9 protein-coding genes are annotated in these 13,902 nt (G+C 36.8%); 2 read left to right on the top strand and 7 right to left on the bottom strand.

Annotated features, from left to right (window positions below; genetic code table 11):
• Positions 1 to 1,945: 1,945 nt before the first annotated feature.
• From EYS08_RS19945 to tgt, 3 genes are read right to left on the bottom strand one after another with little or no spacing between them, the layout of a single operon-like run.
• A complete protein-coding gene (locus tag EYS08_RS19945) occupies positions 1,946 to 2,824 on the bottom strand; it encodes a DMT family transporter (protein WP_131031762.1) in 879 nt (292 codons plus the stop codon).
• Between the two features lie 2 nt (positions 2,825 to 2,826).
• The gene (locus EYS08_RS19940; RefSeq protein WP_029276231.1) at positions 2,827 to 3,930 is read right to left on the bottom strand and encodes an LptF/LptG family permease; all 1,104 of its coding nucleotides are present in this window, start codon (positions 3,928 to 3,930) and stop codon (positions 2,827 to 2,829) included.
• A gap of 1 nt (position 3,931) precedes the next feature.
• Positions 3,932 to 5,062 (bottom strand): tRNA guanosine(34) transglycosylase Tgt, encoded by a 1,131-nt coding sequence (gene tgt / locus EYS08_RS19935; RefSeq protein ID WP_131031761.1) that lies wholly within the window; start codon positions 5,060 to 5,062, stop codon positions 3,932 to 3,934.
• 141 nt (positions 5,063 to 5,203) lie between these two features.
• On the opposite strand from tgt, the gene EYS08_RS19930 reads away from it, so the two are divergent.
• Positions 5,204 to 6,421 carry a glycosyltransferase gene (locus EYS08_RS19930; RefSeq protein ID WP_317130087.1) on the top strand — a complete coding sequence of 406 codons (1,218 nt, stop codon included), beginning with the start codon at positions 5,204 to 5,206 and terminating at the stop codon, positions 6,419 to 6,421.
• 26 nt (positions 6,422 to 6,447) lie between these two features.
• Positions 6,448 to 7,083: a 16S rRNA (guanine(527)-N(7))-methyltransferase RsmG gene (rsmG, locus tag EYS08_RS19925; protein ID WP_131031760.1), complete on the top strand. Its 636-nt coding sequence runs from the start codon at positions 6,448 to 6,450 to the stop codon at positions 7,081 to 7,083.
• Here the strand turns inward: rsmG and EYS08_RS19920 are convergent, their stop codons facing one another.
• The 4 genes from EYS08_RS19920 to smc form a co-directional block, all read right to left on the bottom strand.
• On the bottom strand, positions 7,084 to 8,361 hold the full coding sequence (locus tag EYS08_RS19920; RefSeq protein ID WP_165456523.1) for a M56 family metallopeptidase: 1,278 nt from the start codon (positions 8,359 to 8,361) through the stop codon (positions 7,084 to 7,086).
• Positions 8,362 to 8,516: 155 nt separating this feature from the next.
• On the bottom strand, positions 8,517 to 8,888 hold the full coding sequence (locus EYS08_RS19915; RefSeq protein ID WP_131031758.1) for a BlaI/MecI/CopY family transcriptional regulator: 372 nt from the start codon (positions 8,886 to 8,888) through the stop codon (positions 8,517 to 8,519).
• 181 nt (positions 8,889 to 9,069) lie between these two features.
• Positions 9,070 to 10,044, bottom strand: a complete 975-nt coding sequence (locus tag EYS08_RS19910; protein ID WP_131031757.1) for a M28 family peptidase — start codon at positions 10,042 to 10,044, stop codon at positions 9,070 to 9,072.
• 269 nt (positions 10,045 to 10,313) lie between these two features.
• A complete protein-coding gene (smc, locus tag EYS08_RS19905; RefSeq protein ID WP_131031756.1) occupies positions 10,314 to 13,853 on the bottom strand; it encodes a chromosome segregation protein SMC in 3,540 nt (1,179 codons plus the stop codon).
• Positions 13,854 to 13,902: the final 49 nt, after the last annotated feature.

Raw genomic sequence — 13,902 nt, 5'->3', positions numbered from 1 at the left:
AGGCAATAGCTTAAAATGCAGCTGGATTTTGTAATGCTCATCGATGCTTTTTGGGCTTTAATGCTGGAAGAATTGCTAGGACTTTGATTAGGGTTTAGTTGTTCTGAAATTTACTTTCAGCGTGCGAAAACCTGCTTATAAATTGAGTTCCATCTGTAATGTTTTGAAGCAAAATGTATGGTGTGAATTGCTTATTGGAAATCCCTTTAAATATTTGAGATTAGATTTATGTGACAAAATGTCTTTGTTTTTTAGCAATTACTTGAGGAGTGTTTTGGTGATATTTCTTCCCGCTCTTCGTGTTTGTTACTCAGTTCTGATGAATATGATGCAGTTGAAATGCAGGTAATGTCACCGTAAATTGTAGGTTTACTCCAGCTTTAAGTCTGGTTTTTAACCTCGATTTCTTGCTCCGAATTTGATCTCATCGGTGAAAATTGTATGTTTTTTCGCGGTTTTGAACCCCTAATTTTGTAATAATTCGACCTTATAATGCAATTTCCTGACGATATTCGTGAATAATGGTGTTTTCGGAATGTTTTAAAGTGATTTTTGTTTTTGCGCTAAAAAGCGTGTTTATTGATGTCTAAATTAGGTTTTTTATTCTTTTAGCTCTTATCTTCTCGAAATTCAAAATTGGTGAATTTTTCTCGTTTGCATGAGAAAAAGCTTGTTTAATTTAGATTTGTAACCGTAATTTTTGCTGATATTTTGGTGTTGATTAGCTGTAAATGCTTTAGATTTTTGCACTTCTTTTGAAGGCTTTTATAGCGATTGAAAACTGTCCAGAACTGAAGCCTGATAAGTTTTAGATAAGCAATCTTACTTTCTATGTGACTTGACAACTCAGAATTGTATTGAATTTATATGGAAAATACCTCATGTTTGGTGCGGATTTAAAACGAGAATTTTGGTCTTTTATTTGTTATTTTATCTCTGTTTTCTGCCCCTTTAGATCGGCTTTTTTGGTTAGGGTTTTAGCCGCTTTAACTATCCGTTTTTGTAGGATTTTAATTGTGAATTTTTGCTAATTGGTGTCTTCGATCTCTGCACTTTTTATTGATATATTTTTTGCTAAAATAAAATAATATTAAGCCTGGATAATGTTTGCAGTTTGGCTGCTATTTCTGATTTAAAATAAAGAATATTTTGATCAATTTTATATTCAGAATCTTTGTTTTGTTAGCTCCAAATCTGGTCTTTAATTAAGGGTTTTAGTTGGCGACTGCTTAAACGTTTTCTATACGAAATTCTTTGTTCACCAAGTTTAAGGATTGAGTTTTGAACTTGTATTGAAGCATCCGATTTGAGCTGTTTATACAAGCCTTGTTCGCGTCTGTCTGATCTTATTGCTGGAAGATCGATCTTTATCATTTGCTGAAATACACAATGGATAGTGATGAAATTCCGCCTGGTAATTCGCGAATTTTGCTCCAAAATATTAATTCAGCTCAACGATTTTGAACGGTGATTCATCTTGCTTTTGGTATACTTTTGTATATGCACTTTCTATCTTCAGGGAGATGTGCATGCTTGTGGTCAATGTCTGTTTTTGATCTTTCACTTCACGATAGATTGCATTTTTTAGCTGTAATTCTCCGCATTTAGAGCTGTCGTTTTTGTTCTGATGGTTTGATTAAGCTTGGCTATCTTGCATGTGTGAAGCATTAGATTTTTGATGTCTTGGATGTTCGTTCGCTGCTTTTAATTATTTAACTTTTGCATCTCTATGTAAGGCGATCTGGTGGCTTTATGATGCTAAGTAAGCGCAGCTTTGATAAGCTTCCTCATTACGCTTTTACTAATCTATGTCAGTAAATTTAATGGAGAGAATTTGAGTGTTAAGCTGTTCTGAAAAAAATAAGCGTCGGCAATAGGTACGGCTGAAACAGTCCGTTCAGCTGGTATGATTTCTAAAGAAAATTTAAATTTCTATAGTTTGTATTTATAGTTGATTCTTTCTCTTTTTGTAGATCGGATAGAGAAAAATAGAGGCCAGGATAATGGTTGCACCAATATAAAATCCACCTGTCATCTGCTCTTTGCTTTGAAAGAAAACGAAGGCTAAAACTATTCCATATACAGGTTCCAGATTGGTAATTAATGCAACTCTAAAAGCCGATAAAGTTCTCATAACTGCAACACCAGCTACATAAGCAACGGATGTGCAAAGTGTGCCGAGAAGAATAAGATAGAACCAGTTTTTGGTACTTAAATTGAATGCTGTGTGTAACAGTGTTCCATCATATAAACGGTACAAAGTGATCCAGAAAAGCGCACCAACAAGCTCGTAAAAACTAATGATGGAAGGCTCACTTTTTTGTACCAAAGTAGAATTTATAGTTGAAAAAAGACTTGATGCGACTGCAGCCAGCAAACCAAAAATAATTCCTAAAGTATACTGGCCTTCGAATTTAAAGATCATATATATACCTAAAATAATCAATAAACCGATCAGAATATCGCCCATTTGTATCGGCTGTTTTTTAATCAGCGGTTCTAAAATTGCGGTAAATAAAGTAAAAGACGAGAGGCAAACCAAGGTTACCGAAACAGTAGAAACTTTAATGGCATGAAAGAAAAATATCCAGTGAATAGCTACAATTCCTCCCGTTAAAAAGAATTGGATGAACTGTTTTTTAGTGATCTTAATATTCTTTTTAGTGATTAAGAACCACGCAAAAAGTGTAGCTGCGGCAATCAATACCCGGTACCAAACCATGGGCACTGCATCAATAGAAATTAATTTGCCAAGTACGCCCGTAAAGCCCCAAACAAATACAGTAAGATGAAGGATAAGTAAATTTTTTTTGGTAACGTCCATCGCTATTTTGGTGCTTTTCTTAATAGGTAAAAACCTAATAAGCCAAAGAATAATGTAGGCATAATAACAGCCGCAAAAGGCGGTAACCCACCTTTGGTAGAAAACATCTGTGTGAACTGATTAAATACGATATAAGCGAAGCTAATGAAGATTCCGATACCTAACGATACACCGACGCCTCCGCGTACTTTACGCGAAGATAGCGCTACGCCGATCAGCGTTAATACAAAAGCTGAGAGTGGGTGTAGATAACGTTTGTATTTTTCAAACTGTAGATCATTCATTACGCCTGTTCCGCGGATTTTTTCTTTCCTAATCTTGTCAGAGAGCTCCTTCGTAGTTAAATTTTGCACCACATTGTCATACGCCGAAAAATCATCGGGACGCATATCCAGAATGGTATCTTTTAACTTCCCGTTGCCATAAATCATGGTTTCTTTCAAGCCATCGATCTTACGGATGGAGTAGTTGTTCAACTGCCATTTGCGTTTAAGCGAATCCCATTTTATATTTTCTGCAACGATCTTTTTGGTGAGTACATCTCCACTAAAATTATCCAAAGAAAACCGGTATCCTGAATTCGTTTTGTTGTCGAAATTATCAATGTAAATATAGGTTTTGTCATCCAGTTTCATATGGATGTTTGATTTTGTGGAAGGATCATTACGTTTTACATACGTATTCTCGAAGCTATTTTTTAAGGTATTGGTATATGGGAGGATGTATAGATTTGAAAGTAAGTTGGCTGAGAAAATAATCGTAGCCGACACTAGGTAAGGAAATAAAAAGCGGTTAAAACTCACGCCACCGCTTAAAATGGGTACAATTTCAGTCTGATCGGCCATTTTAGCCGTAAAGAAAATTACCGCAATAAAATTGATCAGTGGTGAAAGCATATTCACATAAAAAGGAATAGAGCCTGCGTAATATTTGGAAAGGATTCCCCAAAAACTCAGGCCGCTTTTCATAAAATCATCCATCTTTTCCGACAGGTCGAACACTACAATAATGATCACAAAAATGGCTAGGGTATAAATAAATGTACCCAGGTATTTTCCGATAATATACTGATCGATGATTTTTATCCTTCCTTTTAACAGATTCATTTTATAGCTTATTGCCTAATATTCTAACCATTTTGTTTTTCCACTCGTAAAATTCACCAGCAATTATCTTTTCTCTGGCCTGTTTTACCAGCCAAAGATAAAAATGCAGATTATGCAAGGTAGCAATTTGAGCGCCAAGCATCTCCTTACTATGTACCAAATGTCTTAAATATGCTTTACTGGTTACTAAATCAGCATGAAGATCGCTCTCCGCATCCAATGGAGAGAAATCGTTCTCCCATTTTTTATTCCTGATGTTGATAATACCATTTCTGGTAAAAAGCATGCCATTTCTGGCATTTCTGGTTGGCATTACGCAATCGAACATGTCGATCCCCAGCGCAATATTCTCCAAAATATTGATCGGCGTACCCACGCCCATTAAATAACGTGGTTTTTCTTCTGGTAATATATTACATACCACTTCTGTCATGGCATACATTTCTTCCGCTGGCTCACCAACGGATAAACCACCAATGGCATTGCCTTCACGGTTCATGCTGGCAATAAATTCTGCCGATTTTATACGCAAATCTTTATATACCGAACCCTGAACAATAGGGAAAAGGGTCTGGTCGAAACCATATTTAGGTTCTGTACTATCAAAACGGGTACAACAGCGTTTTAACCAACGGTGTGTCATTTTAATTGATTGCGCTGCATAAGTATAATCGCATGGGTATGGCGTGCACTCATCAAAGGCCATAATAATATCGGCACCAATGGTCCGCTGAATATCCATTGCGTATTCTGGCGTAAAAAGGTGTTTCGATCCATCAATATGGGAGTGGAAAGTAACGCCTTCTTCTTTAATTTTACGGACTTTACTTAAAGAATACACCTGGTAGCCGCCACTATCTGTTAAAATCGGACGGTCCCAGCCAATAAATTGATGTAATCCACCAGCTTTTTCAAGGATATCTAAGCCGGGTCTTAAATATAAGTGGTAAGTATTGCCTAAAATGATTTTTGCGTCAATATCCTCTTTCAGTTCGCGCTGATGTACGGCTTTTACCGTTCCAGCAGTGCCCACAGGCATAAAAATAGGGGTTTGTATTTCGCCATGAGCAGTTGTTACCGTTCCGGCCCTGGCTTTAGATAGTGGATCGTTAGCCTGTAAACTAAATTTCATCTGTTTCTATTTATTTTTCTCCAATTGTTAGGTGGAGCTTACCACCATCAAAATACATTTTATTAAAACTAATTGTTATTTTAACGGTTGGCGGTTTATATGTGTTTTTTCTCGTCGAAAATCTGCCAAAAATAGCAAAAATTGAGGGCATATTTTTGTTTAATTTTTTATCCACATAAAAGTGATTTACAGATTAAAAATGAGAAATTTGCGCCTGTTTATTTTACCATCGTGATATTAACCCTGCTTGAAATTATTCTGCTCTCGATATTGGCCTTTTGCCTTTTGGTTCAGCTTTACTATGTACTTTTTGTTCATTTGAAATTGGCCAATGTAGCTATCGAGGAGATTCCACTCTCTGCTCAAAAACCATTAAGTGTAATTGTTTGTGCCCGAAACGAAATTGTAAATTTAGAGCAGTATCTGCCTGCATTATTAAGCCAGGATTATCCGGAGTTCGAAGTTGTGGTGGTTAACGATCGCTCTTGGGATGGTACAGAGGAGTTTTTAGAACAATTAGAGAAGAAACACCGTAACCTGAAAGTAGTTAAGATTTTAGATAACGATAAATTTATAGCAGGTAAGAAATTTGCGGTAACCATGGGAATAAAGGCCGCTAAGTACGATTGGTTGGTTTTTACTGATGCAGATTGTACACCAGCTTCTGCGCATTGGTTAATGGATATGCAGCAGCCTGCTGATGAAAATACTGAAATCGTTTTGGGCTACTCGCCCTATATGAAAAAAAGAAGTCTGCTAAATGCATTAATCCGGTTCGAAACCTTTTTTACTGCTGTAAATTACCTGGCTTTCGCCTTAAAAGGTATGCCGTATATGGGGGTTGGACGTAATATGGCCTATAAAAAATCGCTTTTTTTCAAAAATAAAGGCTTTGCAGCGCACATGCATATCCCATCAGGCGATGATGATTTATTTGTAAACGCACACGCCAATAAATACAATACAGAGATCCGTTTACACCGCGATAGCCATGTTTGGAGCGAACCTAATAATACCTGGGCAGGTTACCTGAGGCAGAAAAAGCGTCATTTTGGCGCTGGAAAGTTCTATAAATCAAAGCACAAGTTTATTTTGAGCCTTCAGATTGTTTTTCAGTTTTTGTTTTATGCATCCTTTGCCGCATGTATGTTTTTCAGTCGTGAGGCGCAATATGTAGCCTTGGGCATCCTCGGATTAAGCATCATCATCAGGTGTTTTATCTACCCGAAGGTGCTGAAACGCTTAAACTATAGCGATTTGCGTTGGTGGTTCCCGATTTTAGACATACTTTTGTTTCTGTTTTTAACCATGAACGGATTTTTAGCCATGTTTGGCAAGAAAAAAGTAAACTGGAAATAATTCAATAATCCTTTAGCAATTACAATATGCTTGATGTAAAGCCCAATATCGTTTTAAAATATTTTCCTAACCTAAGTGATAAACAGATTGCTCAATTTTCGCAATTGTTCGATTTATATAGCTTTTGGAATGCACAGATTAATGTAATTTCGAGAAAGGATATCGAAGAGTTATATGAGCGCCACGTACTGCACTCGTTGGGGATAGCTAAAGTATGCAATTTTAAAGCTGGCGAATCGGTTTTAGATGTAGGTACAGGTGGTGGGTTTCCGGGCATACCATTGGCCATTTTGTTTCCTGAAACAGATTTTTATCTGGTCGATTCTATCGGAAAAAAGATTAAAGTGGTAAAAGAAGTGGCTTCGGCATTAGGTTTGGAGAATTTAAGGGGCGACCATTTAAGAGCCGAGCAGATTAAGGAGAAATTTAATTTTGTGGTATCGAGAGCGGTTACGCGTTTGGGCGAATTTTATCCATGGATACAGGGCAAATTTAAAAAAGACTCCTTAAACGCCATTCCGAATGGAATTTTGTATTTAAAAGGAGGTGATTTGGCAGAAGAGATCAAAGAATCAAAACTGAAAGCAGAGTTATACCCGCTTTCAGCTTATTTTGAAGAAGATTTTTTTGAGACTAAATATGTGGTTTATGTACCGCAGTAGTTATTGCTTTTTTGGATAACCTGTAATTGTGATTTCTTTAACGGGTGTTACCCTGATTGTGTTTACATCACCTTTCTTTTTTGCATTTATAGTAGTAGCATATCCCTTCACCGCTACCTCTTTAATATCTTTTTGATCTGAGGATAACGTGTGATCCCGCTTGATTACCTTAGTCTCTGTAGCTTGAACAAGATTAACCGTAGTTGGCTCATTGTCATTCCCTTTTTTTTCTGGTTTTGGCTCAATCGGCGGCGGTGGTGGTGGCAATGCCGATTTATCTTTCCTCACAACAGGTGGGGGCAACTTTTTTCCACCTTTTTTAACAATAGGAGGAGCAAAACGAACTTGGTCTACTTTTGGTACACTAAGCTTTTTCGCTTTTAAGGAGCCGGGTTCTACGGGTGGAGGCGGTGGTATCCTTTTGTCGCCTTTTTTAATAATGGGTTCATTTATCGTTATTTCCGTAACTTTTTTGGCTTTGGCTGTATATGGTTCCTTTGGTGGTGGAGGTAATCTCCTATTATCAGACTTTTTCTTAGTAGTGTCCTGAAGGACAATGGTTAAACTTTCCTTTTTTTGCCCTAATTGGATAGTATTATAGTCTTTTGTAAATGCTGTCGTAGATAAGAACAGCATAGATCCAATTAGTGGAATGATAAATAACAATTTGAGCCTGGCCCATTTTGCCGATTTTTTTTGGTTTAACATACTTATTCTATTTTTTAGTAGTGACGAATTGAAAAAGTGATTACTAATTGTAGCTTCTTGATTGCCATAAGAATTTTGGATCAGGAATAAAGCATAATCATATTTGGTAATGTCTTTTTTAGTGGTGGCCTCATCGGCAAGGTATTCGTGGACGAGCCTGATATCGTTCTTAATTAAATAGATAATTGGATTGAACCAACTGGAGATTTGTATCATTTCGAATAATAGAATGTCGAGACTATGCCTTTGTTTGATATGAACCATTTCGTGTTTTAATACTGTAGCTTTTTGATTCATTTCGGGATCAATAAACAGTAGATTGAAAAATGAAAATGCCATTTTTGAATTTTCGATCTCTATAAATGTGATACCATTTTGTTTATTTTTTCGGACGTTCCGCATTAACTTTGCGATGTGCCTTAATCCCCACAAAACTTTTAATGTTAATACGATAGAAATCGTGAGATAGAATAGTAAAAGAGCATTTACTATATTCAAAGCAGATACCGGCACTTCAATTTGAGTATATCCAGAATAATCGACTACCATTTCTTCTTTTAAAAATCCCAACTGAAAAAATGGAAGTACAAATGCCGATATCGAGCTGAAAATCAGATAGTATCTGTTTAACCTGTAAAAGGTTTCCCTGTGGAGGAATAATCTATAAAATCCATAAAATAGGATAAGATATAGATTTGCTTCGAGTAAATAATATAACCAGCTCATTACTTATCTTTTTTAAGTTTCTCTGCCAATTGGATAATTTCATTGAGTTCTTCAGTACCCATACTTTTTTCTTTTACCAAGAAAGAAACCAGGCTCTCGTAGGAGTTTTCGAAATAGTTGCTCATTACCTTATCTAATGCAAAGCGTTTATAATCAGTTTCTTTTATAATGGGGAAGTAGATATGCGTATTGCCTATAGCTTTATGGTCAACAAAGCCTTTAGTTTCTAAAACCCTTATTACGGTCGAAACCGTGTTATAAGCGGGTTTGGGTTCGTTCATTTTTTCGATAACGTCTTTTACTAAGGCTTCGCCCATTTCCCAAAGGATGAGCATAATCTGTTCTTCTGCTTTTGTTAGTTCTTTTATCATAGCAACTATTTTTATAGTTTGGTTAATTGAAGTTACTACTACAAAAATAGTTTACAAACTATTTTTGTAGTTTTATTTGTAATTATTTGATATACAGATAAATAATTTTTACTTATAAAATTTATAAAGCATAAAAAAACCTGCCGTATAGGGCAGGTTTGGATTTATATCAATCAGTTTGTTAAAATCTTTCCGATTTTCTTGGATTGTCCATCATGATCATTTTATCCTTTAACAACTGTTGTAAGCCGGTTTGTTTGTCGATACTTTTTACAACATCTAATACAGCACTTGCTGCATTGCTGAAAAATTGCTTGGTAATGGTAGAATATTCGTCGCTGGCTTTGTGGTAATCTTTGTGATCTTCTACGCCAAAATATAAGAATGGGATATTTTTAGCATTAAATGCGCCTTGGTCGCTTTGGTTTGTCCAATTATCGTGACCTTGTTTTGGATCGTCGTGGCCGAAAAGCAATTTGATATTGGTTTTAGTCGTATCTACATACTTCTTTAAATCAGGATATTTGAAAGTCCCGCAGACATAAAGTTCACCTTTATCACTATGGCTGATCATATCCATGTTTAAATCAATGGCGATAGTATTAATTGGCACTGGTGGATTGCCTACAAATGCCTTTGCACCCTGTAAGCCCATTTCTTCCGCATCGAAAGCCGCGAAAATGATCGTGTTATTTGGTTTGTTTTTAGCAAAGTAGGCGGCAATTTTTAATAATCCTGCAGTTCCCGATGCATTATCATCAGCACCATTAAAAACTTCGCCTTTTACTACACCTAAATGGTCGTAATGGGCAGATACCACAATAACATTGGTTCCTTTGCCCGGAACGTAGCCGATGATGTTGGTGCCATTTATTTTCGTATTGCCTCTTCCGTTAAAAGTGAACTCCTGGGCATAGTTTACATGCTGAGGGTAAGATTTTAATCCTAATTTTTGAAATCTTTCTATAATGTATGCCCTGGCCATTTCAGCGCCTTTTGTTCCGGTTTTTCTACCTTGATAAGCATCTGATGATAATACCTCAACATCTTTTAATAATTGGGTATCCAATTTGCCAGAAGTTGGATTATTTTGATTTTTTACTGATGAACAGCAGCTTAGCATCATGGCTAAGGGAAGAATATATAGGATTTTCATGGTTATTTTGTAATAAGTTAGGATCGTCATCCCGACTGGAGCATTGCGGAATGGAGAGGTCTATTGGAGTAGATTTCTCGACTTCGTTGCAATCCGCTCGAAAGGACGACCATCGCGTTAAATTTTCTTAAAGATATTAATTATTAGATTATAGAAGGGAAAACGTTGTTTTTAGTACTGTAGTGGCTTTCATTTTCTAATTGAAAAAATGCAAATAAAAGATTGCTTCGTCGGCTGAAAAGCCTTCTCGCAAAGACGAAAATACGGAGCTAAGCTGCGACTTCTCTTAAATCTACCGCTACAACCCTCGAAACGCCCTGCTCTACCATAGTAACCCCATAAATAATATCGGTGCTGGCAATGGTACGTTTGTTGTGCGATACGATGATAAACTGCGATTGATCGGAGAATTTACGGATAATATTATTGAATTTATCAATGTTGGTATCATCCAAAGGTGCATCAACCTCATCGAAAATACAGAAAGGAGCAGGTTTTAGCAGATAAAGTGAAAACAATAGTGCAGTAGCCGTTAAAGTCTTTTCCCCACCAGATAACTGATTGATGGATAAAGGTCTTTTCCCTTTCGGACGGGCAATAATATCAATATCGGCCTCCAAAGGATTATTGATATCTGATAAAATCAGGTCGCAGCTATCTTCTTCGTTAAATAAAGAACGGAAAACTACGATAAAATGCTCACGGGCCTGGGTAAAGGCCTGCATAAATTTATCTTTAGCCGTATCGTCTATCTCCTTAATCGTTTGTAAAAGATCGGTTTTTGCAGCATTAAGGTCTTTTTTCTGGTTCTGAATAAAAGTATAACGCTCTTCCATTTCTTTAAAGGCCTCCATTGCCATAGAGTTAATGGCGCCAAATTCGTCAAGTTGACGTTTCATCCGCTCTACCTTTTGGCGGAGATCGAACTCACTTTCTAAAGCTTCAATTTCGGTATTTGATTCTAATAGATCGTTGATGTCGATGTTGAATTCGACGGCTAAACGTTCTTTTAATGCATTCAGATCGATTTTTAATGCATTCTTTTTATCCTTAATCTCCGTTAATAAGAAATCGGTTTCTTCGCGGGTTTTACGGATATTGGTCAGGTCGTTTTCAACCTCGTTAATGCTTCCTTTGCTTGTGAAATAAGCTTGCTCAGCTTCTGCAAGCCCTTTTTCCATCTCTTCACGTTGTTGATACATCTCTAAAAGTGTATCATCATTCAGGTCAGTGTGCTGCAACGTTGTTGTAATTTGGGTCAGTGCTTCCTGTAATTCTTTATCGTTTTGGGCTATGCGCTTATTTAAAGCTTCTTCCTGTACAAAACGATAATCTAAATCTTTTTCTAAGCCTGATAACTTATTTTGTTGTTGATGGAAACGGATGTTATCCTGGTTATATTTGCCTGCGCTTTCGTTTACATGATCGGCAATTTCCTGATAATTAAGTTGTTGTTCCTGCAAATTTACATGCGCTTCTTGCTGATCTTTTTGCAATTGAACCAATGCAGGCAATTTTTCCGATAAGGCTTTTTCTATGGATACTATCTTTTGTGCAATATCTGTTTTACGGTTTTCGCTGGTGGTAATAAACTCTTGGTACTGATCGCGACGGGTTTGCACAGAAATATGTTCGTTGTTTAAACGGTTCATTTCTTGCTGCAAAGCATTGATCTGATTGATTTTTGAAGCTTCTTTCAGGTTAAATATGTTATTAGTTTCAGCTTTAATTGCAGCATCATACTGATTAATCAATGATTCTGAAGCTTTAATTTCTTTGGCCAGGTTTTCTAAATTCTTAGCACGACCAATCCTTTTTCCTTCGAATAAACCCACAGAGCCACCTGCCAGAGTAAATTTGGTTTGGGCATATTTCCCGTTTTTAGCCAAAATGGTTAAACTATCTGTTGGTGTGGCTTTAAACAAATTTTCTTGCTCAGCTACTGCGATGTACACATTTTGCAAAAGCAGATTGCAGAGGTGTTGGTATTTTTTATCAACTTCAATGACTGATAAAGCCGAAATAAGTCCTTCATGCGTGCCAATAACTGAGTTTTTATCGGGTACATTTTCTAAAATAAAAAAGTTTGCCCGTCCGCGGCTGGCATCGGTTAAAAGGTTAATGGCCTGTACAGCATCTGCATACTGATCAACCACATAATGGTTCATTACCGGTTCGAGGTAATTCTCAATGGCTATGCGATAATCTTCATTACAGAATAAAATATCAGAAAGGAGCAGGGCACTTTTAGCAAAAGCATTATTTTTCTTCAAAAAACGGATCGATTCAGGAAAACCCTCCAAACTATCAACCAGCGATTTGGTCAGGTTATATTCGTTCTGTTTGGCATCTTTTTTACGGTTTTCAGCCGTCAATTTTTCCTTGTTCGAACTTAGATTGATTTCTGCAGTAGCCAGTTTTTCTTTTAAAAGTTCTTCAGCTTCCGTTAGGTTTTTAATATTGGCTTGCTTTTCCCTAACCTGAATATCGAGTTCGGCCAAAGCATGATCGAAAGCCTTTAATTCTAATGTTTTGGTTTCGGTATCATCCACATTCCGGTTGGTTTCCTGCACCAGCGCATCTTTTTGAATATTTAGGATATCAATTTCTTTTTGCGACTGGTATACTTGGTTTTGCAACTCGTTAACAGATTTGATCAGGTTATCAATCCTGTTTTTCTCGGTCTGCTGTTGCTCGCGTAAAGTGTCGAGCGTAGATTTTAAACTTTTTAAATCAGATTCCAGGCGGTTAAAAACTTCAGTTTCTGTTAAAACCTCTTCGTTTAAACGCTTAATGTTGTATTTAATGTGGTTAACCTGATTTTTATCTTTTTCGAGCTCCCCTGATAAACGGCTTTCTTTTTCCTGTAAAAAACGCATCTGTTCGTTCTTTACTTTTTTCTCACTTTCATAAGCACGGATTTTGGAAACAAACTCGTTTGTGGCCTTTTGTTGTACAGAAAGGTTCTTTTCCTGACTGATACTACCTAGCTTCAGTTTTTGCAGTTCGGCTTCACCCGTATCTATTTTGGTACTGAGTTCCGTACGGTTTACCAGCTGATTTTGTTCCTGAGTTTCTAAAGCATTTAAGTCGGTACGGAAGAAGGCAATGCGGTGTGTAGCCAACTGAACACTCAATTCGCGGTATTGCTCTTTCAACTTGTAATAACGTTCAGCTTTACGTGCCTGATTTTCTAGGGTTTTAAGGTTTTTTTCGATTTCGAAAAGTAAATCTTCAACCCGCTCTAAATCGGTTTCTGTATCTTTTAACTTACTGAAAGTCTGTTTTTTACGTAGTTTGTATTTCGAGATACCCGATGCTTCTTCAAATAAAGAACGGCGGCTATGTTCTTTATTGGTAATAATTTCATCAACCATTTTCAGCTCAATGATCGAATAACTATCAGAGCCGATTCCGGTATCCAGAAAAAGGTCGGTAATGTCTTTTAACCTACATTGAACATCATTTAAACGGTACTCACTATCGCCATTTCTATAGAGTTTACGGGTTACGGTAACCTGTGAATAGGCTGTTGGCAAGATGTTCTTGGTATTATCAAAGCTTAAGGAAACCTCCGCAAGCTGGGCTTGCTTACGGTTTTTTGTTCCGTTGAAAATGATGTTCTCCATCTTTTCTGAACGAAGTGCTTTGGTACTCTGTTCGCCCAAAACCCAGCGCATAGCGTCTATTACATTTGATTTTCCACAACCATTAGGACCAACAATAGCGGTAACACCCTCATTAAAATTGATGGTCACTTTATCGCCAAAGCTCTTAAAACCTTTAATTTCTAACCTAGTAAGTTGCATGGTTTGTAATCGGGAGAACCGAGTTCAATAATAAGGATAATTTTGTGGT

This window comes from Pedobacter kyonggii (genome assembly GCF_004310665.1).
GTDB lineage: Bacteria > Bacteroidota > Bacteroidia > Sphingobacteriales > Sphingobacteriaceae > Pedobacter > Pedobacter kyonggii.
The sequence above is the reverse complement of the archived record's forward strand: the minus strand, read 5'-3'. Positions and strand labels throughout refer to the sequence as shown.